This is a genomic window from Neobacillus sp. B24, assembly GCF_055381825.1.
On the sequence record NZ_AP035777.1, the window covers coordinates 774,739 to 794,956 of the forward strand.

A 20,218-nucleotide genomic window follows, 5' to 3' on the forward strand; every position below is an offset into this window, starting at 1 on the left:
TGCAATGTTAGGCATTTCCGTTTATCTTTCAAAACAAAATGAAAAGTTTAACGAAGAGTGGATTGAAAAAGGCCATCAACAGGGCTTTTCCGCCATCTTTACCTCTCTTCAAATCCCTGAGGAAGATCCTTCCGTTTATAAGGAATTGCTGCTTCAATTGGGTGCAGCGGCTAAAAGGAACAATATGGACTTAATTCCTGATATTTCGCCAAGATCCTTTCAGCACCTGGACCTTACACCAAGTGAAGCGGAAAGCCTCCTTGAATGGGGTGTCACCGGGTTGCGAGTTGATTATGGCTTCAGCACGGAAGAAATCGTACAGTTATCCCAAAAAATGAAGATTTCCTTAAATGCAAGTACTCTAAATGAAAGCTTTATGGAGGAACTGCTTGAAAAAGGCTTAAACATCGACAACGCCGAGGCGGCCCATAATTTTTACCCGCGGCCGGAAACGGGATTATCAAAAGAGTATTTTATTCAAAAGAATCAATGGATAAAAACATACGGACTAAAGGTAACGGCCTTCATTCCTGGAGACGGCATCAAACGGCAGCCGTTGTATTGCGGACTGCCGACACTAGAAGAACATCGTGAACAGGATTTGATATATTCCTATTTAGAGCTAATAACTGATTGTCATGTCGACCATGTTTACATCGGTGACATTTCACTCTCAGATGAAACGCTTAGCAGGTTCTCTGTCCTGAAGGAGCAAAAGGCTATACCAATCCGTTATAGAGGTGTGCAAGATTTCCAGCCTATCCATGAATACCTGTTACAGACTCATACCAACAGGTTAGATGCTTCAGCCAAAGTCATCCGTCTTGCCGATTCGAGGATCGATCTCCAAAAAAGAGTCGACTTGAGCCCTAATCATATCGTTGAGCGGGTATGGGGAGCCATAACCATTGATAATGAACTGTATGGAAGATATGCAGGCGAAATCCAAATTGCTCTAGAGAATCTTCCTTTAGATCCGAAGGTTAATGTGGTCGGACAAGTGATCCCCGAAGATCTCTCTCTATTAAAATTTGTCAGAGGGGGAACGACCGTTTTATTGCAGAATGTATCGTGCGTTTAAAGCAAGGTGAATTTTTGATTTCTTAAAGGGGGCTGTCTGGTGTTTAGTAGACTGCCCCTTTTTAAATAAGCAGCATGTGGTGATTGATTCATTTGTATCACTATTCTCTAGATATGATCCTGTTATAGAAGAGAGGGTGCGAAATGTCATTTTCAAATGGGGGGCTTGCAATGCTTTCTCAAATGCTCCCTAAGCTTTCTCCATCAGAGAGAAAAGTTGCATCCTATTTACTGCAGAACCCAAGTGAGTCGGTATCTCTAACTGCAAATGAGCTAGGTCAGATAAGCTTGACAAGTAGTGCTACCGTCATCAGATTATGTAAATCTTTGGATTTGAAAGGCTTTCAAGAGTTAAAGCTGCGCATCGCAGGAGACGTCCAAAAGTCGAATAACCTTGCGACCCGTGATATTGAACCAAATGAATCTACCTTTACTATTATCGAAAAGATGACAAACAATAGTATGCAAATCCTAAAGGAAACGGCAGAATTAATTAACCCAAATGAGCTTACCAAAGCTGTAGAGGCCTTGCTGGAGGCGAAGAATATCCATTTCTTTGGAGTAGGTGCATCCAGTATCATTGCCCAAGATGCCCAACAAAAATTTCTGAGAATCAATAAAAATGCGACTTCTTTCTCGGATACCCATATGGCCGCAACATTAGTAGCCAATGCACAAATAACTGATGTGGTGGTAGGAATCTCATTTTCGGGTGAGACAGTAGAAGTTTCCAAAATTATTGAATTAGCCAAAAAACAAGGTGTCAAAACGATTAGTCTTACAAAATATGGGGCATTATTAGTCAATTCACTGGCGGATATCAGGTTGTATACATCCGCTGCTAGTGAGCCCGCCTTCCGAAGCGGGGCTACAGCTTCTAGGATTGCACAGCTTCACGTGATTGACATTCTCTTTATGTGTGTGGCATCCCAACGCTATGACGAAACAATAAATTATCTAGACCGAACGCGGGAGGCAATTAACTTTTTTATAGAATGTAAAAAAAGTACTAAATGGTAAATTATAGGAAGTGAGAAATTTGATTTTAGATTTGACACTGAGAAGAAATCCTGAGCTGCTAGATTTCGCCTTTTATTTACATCAAAATGGGGAAATATTGCCTGACACGTATGTCATTGATCTCGATGCAGTGCTCCAAAATGGCCGGTATATGATAGATGAAGGCAATAGAAATGGACTTGAATTATATATCATGACAAAGCAATTTGGCAGGAACCCGCTCGTTACCTCTGAACTTATGAAACTTGGATTTCATGGCACCGTTGTCGTTGATTATAAAGAAGCCAGGGTCATGTTTGAAAATGGGATTCCGGTTGGCCATATCGGCCACCTTGTGCAAATTCCTTCTCATTATGTAAACGAAGTGATTAAGATGAATCCAACCTATATCACTGTTTACAGTATTGAGAAGGCAAAAGAACTGAATGAGGCCTGTCGGCAACAAGGAAAAAGACAAAAGATAACTGTACGGATTAAAGCCTGTAATTGTGGATTATCATGATTTGATTGCTGTTCAAGAAAGTCTCCCGAAAGTTAAATTGGTTCTTATCCAACATTCTTATCAGCAAATTAAAGATTCTTATCGTATTCAAGATGTGATCCATTGTATTAAAGAAGCAGTGCCGGATATGCCGATCGTTGTAGATGATAACTATACCGTCTTTAAAACTCCCGGAATAGGAGTTCAAATGGGTGCGGATGTGTCAACCTTCTCTGGATTTAAATTACTCGGTCCTGAAGGCGTTGGCGTCGTCATTGGCAAAAAAGAACCTATCGAAGTCATTAAAAATCGGAACTATTCCGGCGGCGGCCAAGTCCAAGGGCCGGAAGCGATGGAACTATTGCGTGCTCTTGTAAAAGCTCCTGTTCTGTGTGCCATTCAATCGGCACAGGTAGAAAAAATTTGTGAACGCTTGAATCAAGGGGAGATTGGAGAAGTAGAGTGGGCCCAAGTTTCCAATTCGCAATCACGAAACGTCATCATCAAGTTAAGGGACCCTATTGCATTTGAGGTAATCGAAAATGCAGACGAATTTGGCGGTGCGATTCATCCTGTAGGGGCGGAATCAAAATATGAAGTTCTCCCTATGATTTATCGGGTATCAGGTTCGTTCTTAGAAAGTGCACCGGATATGGCCCCCTATTTGCTTCGTGTAAACCCAATGCGAAGCGGGGCGGATTTGACGATTAGTATTATTAAAAAGGCCATTAAAAAAGTAAAGAATGAGTCGTGACTATACAAAGAACTGCGGCGAGGCGGCAAAATTTGATTAAAAAAGCACGTTATCACGGATTTAAGATTCACTGTGAAATCTAATTCCGTATTAGCGTGCTTTCATAATATTGACTATACCTTATTTCAGGTAAGCCTCAATTTCCCAAAGGGAGAACGCATCTGGAGTCCATTGGGAAGCGCCTGCCTTAATACCATTTGTTTTTGGTCTTTCTGTCATATTCAATTTGATATACCGTGCTTCTACTGGTGTAGAGAATTGGACCTCATCGATCGGCTGTGGTGCTTCTTTTGTTCTAATTGCATTTGTTTGGTCAGCTGCTTTTGTCCACTCTTTTCCATCATTGGATACTTCAATGTTGAATTTGGTTGCGTAATAATCCCAATAGAATTTAAGATGATCAAACTTCTTAGTTGAACCTAAATCTATTTGAATATATTCTTGTTCCTTTTTGAATATTTTTGACGCCCAACGGGTTGTCAAATCTCCATCAATGGCCTTGTCCGGCATAAAATCATACGTTTGTGCGTAAGCATAATCGGTTTGGAAAGCAATGGACGATGCTTCGCCTGTTTTGAATTTTGCCAGGTTTGGCGTTTCTTCTAAAGAGTGCTTGCTATTTTTTCTAGGAATTTCAATAGCGACAGCAGAATAAGCAGGGACCGTCCAACTAAATTTATCAGAGACATTATTGATCGCTTCTTTTCTTAAACCATAGTGATTTAAATGGTCCGCAACGACAGGGCCGTCCAAGATCCAAGCTGCGGCATCCCCGCGAACATCATATTTTCCTAAGTCAAAGTTTATCGTTTTAGCTTGATTAGGAGACTTGTTAACTATCATTAAATAAAGAGTATCGCCATTTTTGCTTACACTGGCATAAGAAGATAAATCTTCAATATTTGACTGGGATTCCACCAGGGTCTTGCCAAAATGCTTATTATATAACTGATAAGGGTAATAATTAACATACGGTTTAAAAGCAGGGCTGACAATCCCAAAGTCTCCACTGCCAGGTGGATATGGATTCATTAATGCCCAGTATGCTGCCGCATCGATTTTTTCTTCAGCAAAGGTCCCAAGTATATCAGTCATCCAAAGTCCTACTGGAAGTGAATTGACAGTCCAATCTTCTGGTCCCCACCATACTGTATTAAAAGAACCAATATGATATTCTACATCCTTATCAATTCCAGCCTCTTTCACCCAACCTTTAACTGTGGAGATTTCTGTCCGCAGTGTGTCCGGTGTTTGCAGTAAATCTTGATAAAACTTTTCTTTATTTTCTTCTGTATAAGGTGAGCCTGGGCTATACTTGCTGGAAGGAGCTAATGGTAAATGATGAATGGAATAGACATCGATATATTCCCCAACCTCACTAATTACCTTCTTAGTGAACGCTGGGTTATAAGCGCTTACATTGGCGATAATTTTAATGGATGGATCCGCCTTTTTCATCACAGGGGCAAATTGCTTCACTTTGGCAATAAATTTATCTACCGTGGTTGTCAAATACGGTTCATCAGCAATTTCCCAATACTTGACTCCAGCTTTCTTCTCTTTATTAACGTACTTAATCCAATCGGCAGCCATTTCCGGCGATTGATTCTCGTTAACTGAGATTTTTACGGTTCCGTTTAATTCCTTACTTAACTCAAGAAATTGATCAGTAGTCATTTCAGTTGGTAAATTCGGTTTATTCCAAATAAAATTAGCTCCGTAATTTCCGCCAGGGTAAACTAAAAATCCGCCTACTCCCGCATCTTTCAGTTCTTTTACTAGCTGTTTATTAAGAACGCCATGATCAAAAATTGTTTCATTCCATGCAGGAACGTGTACACCAAATAGTTCTTTTTTGATTTTGTTTAATTTGTTATTCGCATTTACATATACCGTATTTTCTGCTAACTTTTCTGGAATTTTATAAACTGTTTCCGTTGGCTGCTTTGAGGTTTGGCTATCAGCAAAAACAGAGCTAAAGGATGAACCCGTGCACAATGTGAAAGCAGTTGCAACCATCATTGAAGAAATTATAAAGGATTTCTTTTTGCTTATTTTCACCGTTTTTCCTCCTAGTATTTTATCATGATTTTTCAACAGTCAACTTCAGATAAACAGAATCCCCCCTTTTTTCGTCTTATATGTAGAGTTGTTTACACAACTTTCATAAGATGTTAAAATAGAGTTTGCTGATTTTTTATTACAAATTAATTATAAAATTAATGAAATATTTTTTCGATAGGTATTTGGTAGTATTTGTTATTATTATTTTATTAATATACAAAATTTTGCATACCGAAGCATACGAATCTAAGCTTTGATATTAGTAAAAAGTGAAATATTATTATGGTACATTTATAATAGGTATAAGTGATTAATCCAAAGGAGGGAATGTGGTTTTGTCATTAACAGGCGGAATTACCATGCTTCAAAAAATCATTACTAGTCTGCCACCTTCAGAACAAAAAATTGCCGAATACATAATAGAGCACCCTGAGGAAGCCATTACGGCTACTGCCAGTGAATTAGGAGAACGCACATCGACCAGCAGTGCAGCCGTGATTCGCTTGTGTAAATCCCTGGGGCTCAAAGGGTTTCAAGATTTAAAATTGCGGGTGGCTGGAGATCTTCAAAAAAGCCATGTTGAAGGGTACCGAGATATTAAACCGAATGAATCGTATTTTTCTATTATTGATAAAATGACATCGAACAGTATTCAAGCGTTGCGGGAAACAAGTGAGATCATCAATACGGAGGAGCTTTCAAAAGCGGTGGATCTATTATCGGCAGCTCCTAATATTCATTTTTTTGGGAGGGGCGCTTCAGGTATTGTCGCAACAGATGCACAGCAGAAATTCTTAAGGATTAATAAAAACGCAACCGCCTTGACAGACATTTATATCATTGCCACCCAAATTGCTAATGCCGACCCTAATGATGTCGTTATGGCAATCTCCTTTTCAGGGGAAACCGACGACATTGTAAAGGTCTTAGATATGGCCAATGCTAAAGGAATCAAGACGATAAGCTTAACAAGTTATGGAATATCACCAGTATCGGAACGGTCCATGGTCAAGCTTTTTGCATCTTCTTCCAAAGAGGCTCCTTTTAGGAGCGCAGCCACATCTTCACGTCTTGCACAATTACATATTATCGATATCCTGTTTATGTGTTTGGCCACACAACAATATGAGCAAACAGTCCGATACCTTGATCAAACCCGTGAGTTGACGAAGTCATTAAATATGAAGTTCACTCCAGAATAGGTCCAGGATTTTTAATAAGAAATCCCTATTGCGGGTTGCACTGCTGCCGCAATAGGGATTTTTTCTATAATGATTAACACCTAAACTAAGCCCGCCACATATCCCCAACAGAAGGCATTCGGAAGGTTCGTATATACTCGCTGAATAGGTGTCTGGCCTGTTAGTGGATGGTAATAAAAATTCTCTTCCGTTGACAGTTTAACCAATCCCTTTCCGTCCTCAAAGGCATCAAGCAAAGTAAACATCCCAATTCCCCCAACTAATTGATCCGGCTTAACCAATTGTTCTTCCCCACCGTGGTCTAAAATCATATACTGAGGGTCTATTTTATAGCCAATTTTATTCACACTGAATACTTATTTTTCATCCGGGACTTATCAATTAATTTATAGACATCTTCTCTTCTAATTGCCATTTTAGATCTCCTTTTCATTTAAAATATATCGTATCCTATAACGATTTAACATATTTCAACCTTTAGGATTCGGTGCTATAAAACTTTTTTAATTGGGGGCCGTCTTCGTCTTTCCTGTGACCATCCATTTTAAGAAAGTGCCCTGTTACTACCTCTTATTTGTTGATATTTGATCGATCGTCGGGCGGTGACTAGGCACTTTTTTAATCGACTTAATAGAACTGTACTTCTTCAACAAAAATACTTTTAATTCGAGATTCTTTAATTAACAATATTTTAATATAGGACTATTATGAAGGTGTTCACAAAAAGTTCACAAGTTTTTAAATATAAACTTTAAAAGATTGGGGGAATTAACATGACAAATCTACAAGATAAAGTAGCCATTGTAACAGGTGTTGCCTCTGGTATTGGACTTGCAACCGTGAAAGCGTTTTTAGAAAAAGGCGCAAAAGTTGTGATTGCAGATTACAACGAGCAAGCAGGATTAGCAGTAGAAAAAGAATTGAGAGAAACCTATGACCATGTATTGTTTGTGAATATGCGGATCGTAACATTCGGGTAAGGTATAGAGCTCCCTCAGGCTTAATAGTTGAGGGAGTTTTTTGGTTTTAAAGTGAGCAAAAGGCACATTCGGAAAAAGCGAAGCAAGGACTATGTTAAACACTAAACCGACTGTTATGATTTGGAAAAATAGTTAGAAACTGTGATAAAATGTAACTAATTCATACATATCAACAGGCAGTTCAAAAATGGGAGTGGGTAGCTTGGAAAAAATAAGTGAGTTTAATAGCACGAACATTATGTCTGTAAGTCCACAAAGGGAAACAGAATTTTCAAGCATTATTCATCAATCATGGGAACGTTCAAGGGGATACAACATTGATCCTAATCGAAAACATGGTAAGGTTTCAAAAGAATTATGGAAGAAAAGTGTCGTAAACAATGCTGAATTAATAAATACCGCCTTACCCTTAATGAACGATATGTACCAGTTAGTAGAAGGCACAGGGTTTATGGTGATTCTTTGTGATAGGAATGGACGATTATTAAAAACGATAGGAGATGAGGAAATTTTAAAAAAAGCGGAAAGCGTCTCTTTTGTTGAGGGAGCAGATTGGAGTGAAGAGGAGGTTGGCACAAACGCCATCGGCACTTGTATTAAAGTAAATAAGCCGCTGCAAGTTTTTCATTATGAGCATTATTTAAAAATTTTACAAGAATGGACATGCTCCGCATCACCGATTAGGGGAACAGGAGGAAATATACTCGGTGTGCTCAACGTATCCGGTCCTTATGATAAAGTACATCCGCATACGCTTGGAATGGTGGTCTCCGCGGCAAAAGCAGTAGAAAATCTGCTGAAATTGCAAGAAAAGAACAGGCGAAATGAGGTAATGAAAAGTTACTTAGAGGTAACGATGAATTCACTCACTTCGGGGATTATTCTTGTAAATCAGCAAGGTGGCATCATTCAGGCTAACAAAACATTACAAGACATGATTCAACTGAGCGAGGAAGATCTTGTTGGTAAAAAAATTGCCCAAGTATTTACAAACCAATTATTTCAAACTGATCTGTTTATGTTCGATAACATAAAAGATAGAGACATCACGCTTAAAACGAAGATTAACCAGAATACAAACCATGTTCTGCTAAATTGCAAACCAGTCTATCAAGGAGAAATGCGAATTGGCTCGTTGCTCACTTTTCAGGAGATTCAAAAAGTACGCCAGTTAGTCAATCGTTTTACCGGCAATCGGGCGACCATTGCGTTTAAGGATATTATTGGAAAAAGTCCGCTGTTTCTCAAAAGCATAAATGAAGCAAAGGCAGCTTCGCATTCTCCATCAAATGTGCTGCTTTTAGGTGAAAGCGGTACGGGAAAAGACTTGTTTGCTCAGGCTATTCATAACAATAGCAAACGCAGTTCCATGCCGTTCATTGCCATCAATTGTGGGGCGATTCCAAGAGATTTATTAAGTAGTGAATTATTTGGATACGTGGAAGGCGCTTTTACAGGTGCCAGAAAAGGCGGGAATTCCGGGAAGTTTGAGCTTGCCGATGGAGGAACGATTTTCCTTGATGAAATCGGTGAAATGTCTTTGGATATGCAGGTCCTTCTATTAAGAGTCCTGCAAAATAGAGAGATTAATAGAATTGGCGACCATAAAGTCATTCCCGTCGACGTAAGAATTATTGCGGCAACCAATAAAAATTTGAAAGAAGAAGTTAGAAAAGGAAATTTTCGAGAGGATCTATATTTTCGTCTTAATGTTCTTCCCATCCTGATTCCAAGCTTGCGCGAAAGGGGCGAGGATATCATGTTGTTAGCCTCTCATTTTGTAAAACAATATAATCAAAAAATCCCCAGAGTAATACAATCAATTTCACCCTCATACTTGAATGCAATAAAGAAATATGACTGGCCAGGAAATGTCCGCGAGCTTCAAAATGTCATCGAAAGATCCTTGAATCGATCTATCTCAGGGGTTCTTTTAATCGATTCTCTTCCAGATGAAATCACGGGCCATCAGGTCGAAACAACTGTTGGCCCAAATGTTCCAGGTAAAAAAGATGAGATTCAAAAACAATTATTACTCAATACATTGATGGATTGTCAATATAATTACAGTAAAGCAGCAAAGAAGTTACAAATATCAAGGAGTACTCTATACAGATGGCTGGATCGCTTCAATCTGAAATAATATTGTCCCATTTTGTGTCAGTGTATCATTTATTGTGATACATTTTGATACAGAATGGTACATTTTTTCGAAATATCTAAAAGGTATGAATTTTGCTTCTGGATAGTTGAAGTAGTAATAAGGAAAGAAATGCTAGTGTTCCAGAGGGTTTTCTTGCTGCATAGGAGGCCTTTTATAAAAGAAATGAAAGCGGTTACCAACTTGGCACAAATCTTGCAAATTAAATGAGAGTGAACATCCATTTAATAAAAGGAGGATTCAAGATGTCAATTCCCAAGGAAAAACTGCTTTGGATGTACGAAACAATGGTGAAAAGCCGCTATTATGAAGAATTGCTTGTCGAGGCTTACGCGGAAGGGAAAAAACCAGTGTTTAATATTGGTGCGGGACCTGTTCCCGGTGAAATGCACCTTTCAAATGGGCAGGAGCCTGCTGCTGTCGGGATCTGCGCCCACTTGACAAAAGATGATACTGTTGCTTCGCCACATCGTCCACATCATCACGCAATCGCAAAAGGTGTGGATTTAAAACGGATGACAGCGGAGATCTTCGGAAAGGTAACAGGGCTGGGAAAAGGCAAAGGCGGCCATATGCATTTGTTTGATCCAACGGTGAAATTTTCTTGTGGGGGTATCGTCGGTGCAGGGATTCCTCAAGCGGCTGGAGCCGCTCTGGCAGCGAAGCAAAAAGGAAAAGACTGGGTGGCTGTTGCGTTTATCGGTGAAGGCGCCGCCAATGCCGGTGCTTTTCATGAAACATTAAATATGGCAGCACTTTGGAAACTGCCACTCATTGTTGTGGTAGAAAATAACTCTTGGGGTATTTCTGTTCCTAAGTCGGGCTCAACAGCCATTTCATCAAATGATCGGCGGGCGGCAGCTTACGACAATACCGTGGGTTATTCTGTAAAGGATAATGACCCGCTTGAAATGTACAGGGTTTCTGAGCTAGCAGTCGAAAGAGCCCGTCGTGGAGAAGGCCCATCGATTATTGAGATTGAAACGTACCGCTTTTTAGGACACTTCCAAGGGGATCCAGAATTGTATCGTGACAAAGAAGAAGTTCCTTCTTTACGTGAAAAAGACCCGATTGTTCGATTAAGAAATCATCTGCTATCTGAAAGAATCGCTTCAGAAAATGAATTAGATCAAGTAGAGAACCTTGTGAAAAATGAGGTTGATGCAGCTTTCCAATTTGCACGGGAAAGTGAATATCCGCTTCCGGAAGCAGCACTTGAAGATGTATTTTGTTAATTTACTAGATAGGAGATGAATGAAATGCAAACAACGAAACGTATGCTGACAGGAAATAAAGCGATGGCAGAGGCCATTGCTCAAGAAATGGAACGCAACCCAAATGTAATTGTGATGGGGGAGGATGTCGGTAAATATGGCGGCATATTTGGAGCGACTCAAGGATTGATCGAAAAGTTCGGCGATCAAAGAGTGCTGGATACACCGATCTCTGAAACTGCATTCATTGGAGCTGCCATTGGTGCAGCTGCAGAAGGTATGAGACCGATTGTGGAATTAATGTTTGTTGATTTCTTTGGTGTTTGCATGGACCAAATCTACAACCATATGGCGAAAATTCCCTATATGTCCGGCGGGTCGGTCAAGCTGCCAATGGTGTTAATGACTGGGGTTGGCGGCGGATACAGTGATGCTGCGCAGCACTCACAGACACTTTATGCGACCTTTGCTCATCTACCGGGAATGAAGGTAGTCGCACCTTCCACCCCGTATGATTTGAAAGGAATGATGACGGCTGCCATCAGAGATGATAATCCGGTTGTATTCATGTTCCATAAGACATTGCAAGGCTTGGGCTGGATGGACCAGGTGGAGGAGTCGGTAGGCGAAGTACCTGAAGAGTCTTATTCGGTCCCACTTGGAAAAGCAAAGGTTGTTCGTGAAGGGACAGACGTGACCATTGTGGGAATCCAAATGATGACCCATCAAGCAACGGCTGCTGCAAAAATCCTTGAAAATCAGGGGATCAGCGCAGAAGTCATTGATATTCGTTCACTTGTCCCGCTTGATAAAGAAGCAATTCTAAATTCTGTGCGCAAAACACATCGCTTGGTAGTGGTCGACGAAGATTATCTTTCCTATGGTTTCACGTCCGAAATTGCCGCAATCGTTGCGGAAGAGGCACTTTATGAACTGGAAGCGCCAATTAAACGGCTCGCCATTCCGGATGTACCGATTCCATATAGCCGTGACCTTGAAAAATATGTGATTCCAAACGCACAGAAAATTGCCGATGCAGTAGTTAAATTAATGGAATAAGAGTAAATGGAAATTTTGCAGGCGGCTGTTCCATTCCAGGAATGCCGCTTTTATGCTTAATGTTGGGAGGAATCGGAATGCAAGACATCAAAACATTACATGAGATTACATTACCGCGTCTGTCTGAAGCGGATGAAGAAAGTCTGATCACATTTTGGCATAAGTTGGAGGATGATCGTGTCAAAAAAGGGGACGTCCTTGTCGAAGTTCAGACAGAAAAAGCGGTTACCGAAATAGAATCTGATGTTGATGGTGTGATTGCGAAAATCCATAAAAAAAGGGGAGAAGTCATTGGAATGGGAGAAGTCCTTGTCAGCATAGCCTTAGATGATAAGGGTGAATCGGGACCAATGGCAAACCAAGCACAACCGATAGACACATCAGCTCCGGGTCAGCAAGAAATGGAAACAACCAAGCCGTCATTTGTAAAAGCTTCTCCACGAGTACGGAAAATGGCTAAAGATTTAGGTGTTGATTTAGCAACAATAACTGGAACTGGTAAAAACGGAGAACTAACGATTGAGGATATTCAGAGAGCAGCAAATAGTGTTCTCAACGCCGAAACAGCAATCCAAAACCAACCTCACGAACAACAAAGAGTGATTGCATCACCTTCGGTAAGAAAGCTTGCCAGGGAAAAAGGAGTAGATCTTGAGGCAGTACAAGCTAGTAATGGAAATGGGAGAATTAATCGTGAAGATGTGCTGAAATTAGCAGAAGAAAAAGAACAGCCATTGCAAATGGAACAGGCGATCAAAAAGGTGGAACCAGCTGCCGAAGCAAATAACGGTCAAATCGAACGTGTTAAGCTGGGAGGCATACGAAAAGCGATTGCCAAAGCGATGGCTCATTCAAAACAAACGATTCCGCATGTAACACATTTTGCTGAAGCGGATGTGACAAGTTTGGTCATTCACAGAAACAGGCTAAAGGAAGTGGCAAAAGCAAAGAATATAAAATTAACCTTTCTTCCATATGTGGCAAAAGCACTTATTAGTGCCTTAAAAGAATATAAAGAATTAAATGCTTCCATTGATGAAACGGAAGAAAACATTCTATATAAAAAGTTTTATAATATTGGAATTGCCGTCCAGACCGAGAATGGCCTTGTTGTACCCGTGGTGAAGGACGCGGACGATAAAAACATTACTTCACTTGCCAAGGAAATCGACCTGCTGACAAAAACAGCAAGAGATAACAAATTAACAATCGACCAAATGAAGGAAGGAACCTGTACCATCTCGAATATTGGCACAGCAGGAGGACAATGGTTTACTCCCGTCATTAATTTTCCCGAAACTTCAATCCTGGGGATAGGAGAAATTATTGAAAAGCCGATCGTACGGAATGGAGAAATTACCATTGGCAAAATGATGCCACTTTCCCTAAGCTATGACCATCGAGTGATTGACGGGGTGATTGCCCAAAATGCATTAAACCATATTAGAAGATTATTGGAAGACCCAGAACTCCTGTTGTTGGAATTACAATGAAATTATGGAGTACTATAAGTTAATTTATGACATTCACTGCATCTTCTATTTGGAGATGCAGTTTTTTGTGGTGTATCTGTAGAAAAATATCGGCACCTGACACAGCAGGGCATATTTTGTCCCACGGTGTCAGGCACCATGTTGTTTGGCATAAATATTGCATAAATAGTTGGTAAATGAAACAGGGAGGTGAAATAATGAAACCTAATACCACTTTGGTGGTTTCCGCAATCCAAATGGATTGTGTAATGGGGGATAAAGAAAAAAACCTGGCCCGCGCAGAACAATTGATAACCGAAGCAGCCGCTAAACATGCGAAATTAATTGTCCTTCCAGAGCTTTTTAGTACAGCCTATCGTGTTGAGGAAAAGGATTATGAACTGGCAGAGGCGATCCCGGGCCCTACAAGCACGTGGATGAGCAAACTAAGTCAAAAATATGATGTCACATTAATCGGCTGCATCCTCGAAAGGGGAGAGGGGCGGGGGATTGTGTTTGACACCTCCCTTATTACCACGAAAGATGGATTAATTGGCACCTATCGAAAAATTCACCTGTGGGATCAAGAAAGCAGGCGCTTTAAACGAGGAGATCAACTGCCCATTTTCGAACTGGAGTGGGGGAAAATCGGATTGCAAATCTGTTATGAAATCGGTTTTCCCGAAGGAGCAAGAATACTGGCCTTAAAAGGAGCCGACATTATCGTTTACCCCTCCGCATTCGGCAAACCGCGTTTTTATGCTTGGAACCTGGCAACCCGCTCAAGAGCACTGGAAAATGGCTGCTTTGTCATTGCCCCCAATCGGACCGGGACGGAAAAACAGGAAACCGTTTTTGGCGGCAAAAGCAGGATTGTCGACCCGTCTGGACAGATTCTAGCGGAAGCCAGCAGCGACAATGAAGTCATTATTGCGGAAATCGATTTGAACCTGGTGAAAGAGCAAAGAAGCAAGATCCCTTATCTCAAGGATTTTAACAAGCAATTAATTATTAAAGAATTGGAAAACTTATGATGTAATTAATGTAAGGCTGCCACAGGAAGTTTCAGCTCTTTTCCGGACCGGTTTTGGACTCGGGAAAAAGGGCTTCCTGTGCAGCTGTTTTATTCCTTTTATTCCAGTTTATTTAACTTGCGGCTGATGGTTGATTGATTGACGCCTAAAGCTTCGGCTATTTTGACAGTCGTATGATACCGTTCCTTGGCCATATGCAGGAGCTGATATTCAACCAATTCGACGCATTCTTTCAACGGCATGACATCATATACCTTTACTTTTGAAGGGGGCCGGTTTTTGCTGTTTTTAATAGATTCGGGAAGAAAGCGTTCGGTAATTTCCGGTTCATCAGATATGACCATTAATCTTTCCACCATATTTTGCAGTTCTCTGACATTGCCTGGCCAGTCATAGTTGCAAAGGGTTTCCAGCAGCGCGGGAGAGAAGGTCTTGGAGTCAATATATTTGTGATTATAACTGTCGATAAACTGAAGCGTGAGAGCAAGAATATCCTCTTTTCTCTCCCGTATAGGCGGAATCTGGATGGGAATGACATTAATGCGGTAGAATAAATCTTCGCGGAAGGCGCCTTTCTTGACCTCTTCCTCTAGATTTTTATTGGTGGCGGTAATCATCCGGACATTGACTTTAATAGGTTTAATCCCGCCAATTCTGGTAATCTCCTGTTCTTGAATAACGCGCAAGAGCTTGACTTGAAGGTTAATAGGCATTTCTCCTATTTCATCCAAAAATAAGGTTCCTTGATTGGCAAGCTCAAACAACCCCATTTTTCCTTCTCTGTTCGCTCCTGTGAAAGCGCCCTTAGAATAGCCAAACAGCTCTGATTCCAGAAGATTGTCGGGGATGGCGCCGCAGTTGATTTTAATAAACGGCTTATCCTTCCTTAAGCTTTTCTGATGGATAAAGTTGGCGATAACTTCCTTTCCGGACCCTGATTCCCCGAGAATCAAGATAGTGGAATCCACCTCAGCCACCCTTTTGGCCAAGTCAAGAACCTGCGCCATCTTCCGGCTTTGAAAAATAATCTTGTTTTCTTTTTCGGTCTCCTGTCGAAGTTCTTTCAGTTCTTGTTTGTAACCTTCAATCAGCTTTTTCATTTCTTCAATTTCATTTTTCAATTGACTGATCTCGGTTATGTCCTTGGAGGCATTGACAACCCGGATAATCTCGCCCTGTTCATTTTTGATCGGTGTTCCCACGACCATCAATCTTTTTCCCGTGCTGGTCGTTTGAATGGTCGATACTTTTTCCCCCGTCTCAAGAACCAGGCGGGTAATCGAAGGGCTGTAGACACCCAGTTTCTCAAGGTCTCTGACATTCCGGCCCACCAATTCATGCGCCTTTTTCCCCCATAATTTTTCACAGGCGGAACTGACCCGAAGTGTATTGCCCTTATGGTCGGAAACATAAAGAACATCATATGACAGTTCAAAAATAGCTTTTAAATCAGCGCTCATGTCTCTATATTCTTTTTCAAGCAGTTCATGATGGGGGATATTCACTTTTTCGACCATTTAAGTATCGCCCCTTTGCTAATTCGTTGATAATACAAAATATTCTAAAAACTATTCTAATCGTTTTGACTCCCGCTTTCAAGTTTTACTATGCGGGGGTGCATAAAAGCTATGCATTTTTGCATTTTTTACCAATAATAGAGGAAAAGTTTAGAATATAATGAATAGTTATTAAGAGAGGAAATGATTCTTTTTTCATAATGAACCCTCCTTGTAAATATCAATAGACTTATAGAGAATGTTTGGCATAATTTTTGCATGATAGTGTTAAAGGAAGGTTCAAAAAATATTAAGGGAGTGACGGCTTATGTCAAAAAAGGAAATTTTAGTAGCGTATGGCGTTGATGTGGATGCAGTGGCCGGATGGCTGGGTTCTTATGGCGGTGAAGATTCTCCGGATGATATTTCCCGCGGTTTGTTTGCCGGAGAGGTTGGAACACCACGCCTTTTAAATCTGTTTAAAAAATACAACTTGAAAACAACTTGGTTTATTCCGGGCCACTCCATTGAAACGTTCCCCGAAGAAACAAAAATGGTCGTCGAACACGGCCACGAAATTGGCGCCCATGGATATTCCCACGAAAACCCCATTGCCATGACACAGGAGCAAGAAGAACAGGTGCTGCTAAAATCGATTCAGTTAATCGAGGAATATACCGGCAAAAAACCGACTGGCTATGTGGCTCCATGGTGGGAATTTTCCAATGTCACGAATGAATTGCTGCTGAAACATGGGTTTAAATACGACCATAGTTTGATGCATAACGATTTTACCCCTTATTATGTCAGGGTTGGTGATAAATGGACGAAAATCAATTATGAAAAGTCGGCATCCGAGTGGATGAAGCCGCTCGTCAGGGGGGAAGAAACCGACCTGGTTGAAATTCCGGCAAACTGGTATCTTGATGACCTTCCTCCGATGATGTTTATTAAAACATCTCCAAACAGCCATGGTTTCGTCAATCCACGCCAGCTTGAGGAAATGTGGCGCGATCAATTTGATTGGGTCTACGAAAATATGGATTATGCGGTCTTTGCGATGACCATTCATCCGGATGTCAGCGGCCGTCCGCAAGTATTGAAAATGCACGAACGGTTAATTGAACACATTAACACCCATGAAGGAATCCGCTGGGTGACATTTGATGAAATAGCCGATGATTTCGCCAAACGCTTTCCAAGGGCAAAATAAGAATATGATAGACATTTGTCGTTCGTTTTAAATGACAAATGTCTCCTTTTTAAAGGAGGGACCTTCATGTGTGTCTTATGCGGGGAGTTTATCATGCAGATTCATTGGACGGATTACAAAACGGCCGATTCCGATGAGGTCGTGGTTGGCGAACTCCAGCGTGACAGAAAAAGAATGCGCATGCATCGAACAAAGCTGTGCAATTTGGTATTACAGCCATACAATCTGAAATTGGAAGAATGGAATAATAGTAAATATATTCTCCGCGATAAAAAAGGCCGCACGGTAGTCATTCACGATCTTGGCTCATTGTGGAGGATGGCTGAAAAAATCATTGGCAAACCAATCGATCCTCTTTCACAAGAACTATTGTCCAGATTAAAACAAAATACCGGTTGATGGTGCTAAAAGGAATGAATACCCGTGAAAAAACCAATTATTGTCGTGACAGGATGTTTGGGCAGCGGCAAGACAACGCTGCTGAAAACATGGCTGAAAGAGTACGATGCATTTAAAGATACAGCTGTGATTGTAAATGAGTATGGCAAGGTGGGCCTTGATCATTACTTGCTCCGGCGCGTCGATGAGAGAACTATTTTAATGGAAGGGGGGTGCATTTGCTGCAGCGCCCGGGAGGATTTGGAAGAGGAATTAACCCAGCTGTTGAATCAAGAAAGCAGTTCCTTTCAGAAAGTCATCATAGAGACAACAGGGATGGCAGATCCTGCCCCCATATTATTCACAATCAATACCAATCCATTGCTGCAAAACCATTTCTATGTGCAGTGTGTCATTTCCACTGTTGATGCAGTCAACGGCATGCTCCAGTTGAAGAATAACCCGGAACTAATCAAGCAGGTGGTTTGTTCTGATAAGGTAATTATTACAAAAACAGATATTGCCCCCAAACGGGTAAAGGAAGCTGTAATCGGGCAAATCCGGTCCATTAATCCTGCCTGCGAGATTCTCGAAAGTATTTATGGTGATATTAGTCCAGAAATTATAGACCAATCCAACCATCATAATTTGACAAGAAACCTGACAACTAACGAAGCATCCCCCCATCAAGGCTTGCAAATTAAATCGATCTCCTTCACTTTTAAAGACCAGCTGGATTGGACTGCCTTTGGAATGTGGCTGAGCATGCTCCTGCATGCCCACGGTGAAGATGTGCTGCGAGTCAAGGGGCTGCTGGATGTAGGAGAGCAAGGGCCAATCGTTTTAAACGGGGTCCAGCATATCATCCATCAACCAGACCACCTTAGTCAATGGCCTACAGAAGAAAAATATTCCTATTGTGTTTTTATTGTCCGCACTATTGACCCGAATCTTATTCGGGAATCTCTTCAAACCTTTCAGTTTATGCTGGGTTCAAAGTCAGAGCTAATCGAATTAAAAGTAGAAATATAGACGGAGCATACACACATCATTCCAACTCAGCCTTATCTGCCTGTCAACATAGCGTTTTCACAAATGATCTTCTCAATAAGTGTAATAAAAAATAATTGGATGAGAGGGATTATATGAAAAAAAATACGCTGATACAAAAAGATATTGTACCTACGCTTGCCAGACACCGGGTAGTGTCAGGCCTCGGCTTCTTTAATATCTGGGTTGGAATGGCAGTCATTATTGCTACCTTCCAGATTGGGGCAAATGGAATTGATTCCATGTCCCTTTGGGCGGTTGCAGGGGCGATTTTCCTCGCCAACTTTATCATTGCCATTATTGGAAGTTTAACAGGGGAGATTGGAATTGAACACGGCCTCTCATTTGCTGCCTATTTGCGGGCGCCTTTTGGGACACAAGGGGTCCATATACCTGCTGTCAGCCGTGGAATAGTGGCCTCCATCTGGTTTGGAATCCAAACCTACCTTGGAGCGATTGCGATTAATTATCTTGTAAATAGCTTAACAGGATTTGATTCATGGTTTTTCTGGTATGCCCTGTTTGCCATCGTCCAAATTATAAACACTGCGTTAGGAATTAAGGCGATTGACCGGTTTGCTGTCATTGCCGCTCCATCGATTATAATGATTTCCATTTGGATTTTTGCCAAAATGAATGGGATGGCAGTCGATAAAGGGATTGACATCTTTACCTATGATGGATCTGCTAACAATGTAACCTGGATGGTGATAATGATTGGTAATATGGGCTTTTGGGCAACACTTGCGATTGATATCCCCAATATTACCAGGTTTATTAAAGCGCCGAAAAATGAGCGAAACTGGTTTAAACGGAATAAGAACAACTTCTGGCCGCATATTATTGCTCTTCCGTTGGTCCAAACCTTTATGGGTGTGATTGGGGCTGTCAGTGTCCTAGCTACCGGGTTATGGAATCCGATCGAGGTAATCCAAGTATCCGCTACCGGCTGGACGATGGTCATTCTGCTGCTCATGATTGTCCTTGCGCAATGGTCGACCAATACGGCGGCAAACCTCATACCTGCCGCGTTAACCTTTGTCAATGCCGGTTCCAAAATAAAACTGAATTTTGTCTGGGCACTTGTGATTGCCGGGGTTGTCGGGACGTTGTTCCAGCCATGGAACATCCTGGACCAATTGTTCCTGTACCTCGGTTATTTTGGGGCGATTCTTTCGAGTGTTGCCGGGATTATCATGTGTGACTACTATGTCTTAAGAAGAAGACGCATGAATGTAAAAGAACTGTATGATCCAAACGGCCAATATCGATATGATGGGGGCGTTAACTGGGCCGGGATGATTTCTTGGGTTATTTCCGGCGGACTGGCGCTTTATTTCATCGAATACATGTATTTGGTTGGTTTCCCACTTGGCTTCATTTGTTATTACGTCCTGATGAAGGGCTGGTATTTAAAGCGGCATCCGCAAAAAGAAATCGAATCCGGTTTTTCAGACGAATATTTGGGCATTTCGGCCGGCCGGGATTGGGAGATTATTGATCAGTCAGGCGAAGAAGAGGTGGCGTCAACAAAATAAACGTAAGGATAGGAGCAGGCTT

The 20,218-nt window shown here is 41.3% G+C and carries 17 protein-coding genes and 1 pseudogene; 15 read left to right on the forward strand and 3 right to left on the reverse strand.

What is annotated here, in order from left to right; genetic code table 11:
- Positions 1–4 precede the first annotated feature (4 nt).
- The 4 genes from ACZ43M_RS03690 (at position 5) to ACZ43M_RS03705 (ending at position 3,335) form a co-directional block, all read left to right on the forward strand.
- Positions 5–1,081 carry a DUF871 domain-containing protein gene (locus ACZ43M_RS03690; protein WP_464506108.1) on the forward strand — a complete coding sequence of 359 codons (1,077 nt, stop codon included), beginning with the start codon at positions 5–7 and terminating at the stop codon, positions 1,079–1,081.
- A 170-nt stretch (positions 1,082–1,251) separates the two neighbouring features.
- A complete protein-coding gene (locus ACZ43M_RS03695; protein ID WP_464506109.1) occupies positions 1,252–2,100 on the forward strand; it encodes a MurR/RpiR family transcriptional regulator in 849 nt (282 codons plus the stop codon).
- A 19-nt stretch (positions 2,101–2,119) separates the two neighbouring features.
- Positions 2,120–2,602 carry an alanine racemase gene (locus ACZ43M_RS03700; protein ID WP_464506110.1) on the forward strand — a complete coding sequence of 161 codons (483 nt, stop codon included), beginning with the start codon at positions 2,120–2,122 and terminating at the stop codon, positions 2,600–2,602.
- The gene (locus ACZ43M_RS03705; RefSeq protein ID WP_464506111.1) at positions 2,589–3,335 is read left to right on the forward strand and encodes an aminotransferase class V-fold PLP-dependent enzyme; all 747 of its coding nucleotides are present in this window, start codon (positions 2,589–2,591) and stop codon (positions 3,333–3,335) included. Before ACZ43M_RS03700 ends, ACZ43M_RS03705 begins: the two co-directional genes overlap by 14 nt.
- Positions 3,336–3,455: 120 nt before the next feature.
- On the opposite strand, the gene ACZ43M_RS03710 is transcribed toward ACZ43M_RS03705, so the two are convergent.
- Entirely contained in the window at positions 3,456–5,396 is a 1,941-nt protein-coding gene (locus tag ACZ43M_RS03710) for a discoidin domain-containing protein (protein WP_464506112.1), read from the reverse strand.
- Between the two features lie 362 nt (positions 5,397–5,758).
- On the opposite strand from ACZ43M_RS03710, the gene ACZ43M_RS03715 reads away from it, so the two are divergent.
- Positions 5,759–6,601, forward strand: a complete 843-nt coding sequence (locus ACZ43M_RS03715; RefSeq protein ID WP_464507939.1) for a MurR/RpiR family transcriptional regulator — start codon at positions 5,759–5,761, stop codon at positions 6,599–6,601.
- An 80-nt stretch (positions 6,602–6,681) separates the two neighbouring features.
- On the opposite strand, the gene ACZ43M_RS03720 is transcribed toward ACZ43M_RS03715, so the two are convergent.
- Entirely contained in the window at positions 6,682–6,948 is a 267-nt protein-coding gene (locus ACZ43M_RS03720; protein ID WP_464506114.1) for a DUF6081 family protein, read from the reverse strand.
- 426 nt (positions 6,949–7,374) lie between these two features.
- On the opposite strand from ACZ43M_RS03720, the pseudogene ACZ43M_RS03725 reads away from it, so the two are divergent.
- From ACZ43M_RS03725 to ACZ43M_RS03750, 6 genes and pseudogenes are all read left to right on the forward strand, one after another.
- Positions 7,375–7,554 (forward strand): annotated as a pseudogene (locus ACZ43M_RS03725) (SDR family NAD(P)-dependent oxidoreductase); the annotation flags it as partial.
- Between the two features lie 229 nt (positions 7,555–7,783).
- On the forward strand, positions 7,784–9,724 hold the full coding sequence (locus ACZ43M_RS03730; RefSeq protein WP_464506115.1) for a sigma-54-dependent Fis family transcriptional regulator: 1,941 nt from the start codon (positions 7,784–7,786) through the stop codon (positions 9,722–9,724).
- A 263-nt stretch (positions 9,725–9,987) separates the two neighbouring features.
- The gene (locus ACZ43M_RS03735; RefSeq protein WP_464506116.1) at positions 9,988–10,977 is read left to right on the forward strand and encodes a thiamine pyrophosphate-dependent dehydrogenase E1 component subunit alpha; all 990 of its coding nucleotides are present in this window, start codon (positions 9,988–9,990) and stop codon (positions 10,975–10,977) included.
- Between the two features lie 24 nt (positions 10,978–11,001).
- Complete coding sequence (locus ACZ43M_RS03740; RefSeq protein WP_464506117.1) at positions 11,002–12,015, forward strand: alpha-ketoacid dehydrogenase subunit beta; 1,014 nt, start codon at positions 11,002–11,004, stop codon at positions 12,013–12,015.
- Positions 12,016–12,092: 77 nt separating this feature from the next.
- The gene (locus ACZ43M_RS03745) at positions 12,093–13,508 is read left to right on the forward strand and encodes a 2-oxo acid dehydrogenase subunit E2 (RefSeq protein ID WP_464506118.1); all 1,416 of its coding nucleotides are present in this window, start codon (positions 12,093–12,095) and stop codon (positions 13,506–13,508) included.
- Positions 13,509–13,705: 197 nt separating this feature from the next.
- Complete coding sequence (locus ACZ43M_RS03750) at positions 13,706–14,521, forward strand: carbon-nitrogen hydrolase family protein (RefSeq protein WP_464506119.1); 816 nt, start codon at positions 13,706–13,708, stop codon at positions 14,519–14,521.
- 98 nt (positions 14,522–14,619) lie between these two features.
- Here the strand turns inward: ACZ43M_RS03750 and ACZ43M_RS03755 are convergent, their stop codons facing one another.
- Positions 14,620–16,038 carry a sigma-54 interaction domain-containing protein gene (locus ACZ43M_RS03755; RefSeq protein WP_464506120.1) on the reverse strand — a complete coding sequence of 473 codons (1,419 nt, stop codon included), beginning with the start codon at positions 16,036–16,038 and terminating at the stop codon, positions 14,620–14,622.
- A 307-nt stretch (positions 16,039–16,345) separates the two neighbouring features.
- Between ACZ43M_RS03755 and ACZ43M_RS03760 the strand changes: the two genes are divergently transcribed.
- The 4 genes from ACZ43M_RS03760 (at position 16,346) to ACZ43M_RS03775 (ending at position 20,196) form a co-directional block, all read left to right on the forward strand.
- Complete coding sequence (locus ACZ43M_RS03760; protein ID WP_464506121.1) at positions 16,346–17,230, forward strand: polysaccharide deacetylase family protein; 885 nt, start codon at positions 16,346–16,348, stop codon at positions 17,228–17,230.
- A 66-nt stretch (positions 17,231–17,296) separates the two neighbouring features.
- Positions 17,297–17,629 carry a hypothetical protein gene (locus ACZ43M_RS03765; protein WP_464506122.1) on the forward strand — a complete coding sequence of 111 codons (333 nt, stop codon included), beginning with the start codon at positions 17,297–17,299 and terminating at the stop codon, positions 17,627–17,629.
- 24 nt (positions 17,630–17,653) lie between these two features.
- Entirely contained in the window at positions 17,654–18,640 is a 987-nt protein-coding gene (locus tag ACZ43M_RS03770; RefSeq protein WP_464506123.1) for a CobW family GTP-binding protein, read from the forward strand.
- A 113-nt stretch (positions 18,641–18,753) separates the two neighbouring features.
- Entirely contained in the window at positions 18,754–20,196 is a 1,443-nt protein-coding gene (locus ACZ43M_RS03775) for an NCS1 family transporter (protein ID WP_464506124.1), read from the forward strand.
- Positions 20,197–20,218: the final 22 nt, after the last annotated feature.

What these genes read in the sequence shown, in the direction of transcription:
- ACZ43M_RS03690 (WP_464506108.1), top strand. Translation starts at nt 5, where the DNA reads ATGTTAGGCATTTCCGTTTATCTTTCAAAACAAAATGAAAAGTTTAAC.
- ACZ43M_RS03695 (WP_464506109.1), top strand. Translation starts at nt 1,252, where the DNA reads ATGCTTTCTCAAATGCTCCCTAAGCTTTCTCCATCAGAGAGAAAAGTT.
- ACZ43M_RS03715 (WP_464507939.1), top strand. Translation starts at nt 5,759, where the DNA reads ATGCTTCAAAAAATCATTACTAGTCTGCCACCTTCAGAACAAAAAATT.
- ACZ43M_RS03735 (WP_464506116.1), top strand. Translation starts at nt 9,988, where the DNA reads ATGTCAATTCCCAAGGAAAAACTGCTTTGGATGTACGAAACAATGGTG.
- ACZ43M_RS03740 (WP_464506117.1), top strand. Translation starts at nt 11,002, where the DNA reads ATGCAAACAACGAAACGTATGCTGACAGGAAATAAAGCGATGGCAGAG.
- ACZ43M_RS03745 (WP_464506118.1), top strand. Translation starts at nt 12,093, where the DNA reads ATGCAAGACATCAAAACATTACATGAGATTACATTACCGCGTCTGTCT.
- ACZ43M_RS03750 (WP_464506119.1), top strand. Translation starts at nt 13,706, where the DNA reads ATGAAACCTAATACCACTTTGGTGGTTTCCGCAATCCAAATGGATTGT.
- ACZ43M_RS03755 (WP_464506120.1), bottom strand. Translation starts at nt 16,038, where the DNA reads ATGGTCGAAAAAGTGAATATCCCCCATCATGAACTGCTTGAAAAAGAA.
- ACZ43M_RS03760 (WP_464506121.1), top strand. Translation starts at nt 16,346, where the DNA reads ATGTCAAAAAAGGAAATTTTAGTAGCGTATGGCGTTGATGTGGATGCA.
- ACZ43M_RS03765 (WP_464506122.1), top strand. Translation starts at nt 17,297, where the DNA reads ATGTGTGTCTTATGCGGGGAGTTTATCATGCAGATTCATTGGACGGAT.
- ACZ43M_RS03775 (WP_464506124.1), top strand. Translation starts at nt 18,754, where the DNA reads ATGAAAAAAAATACGCTGATACAAAAAGATATTGTACCTACGCTTGCC.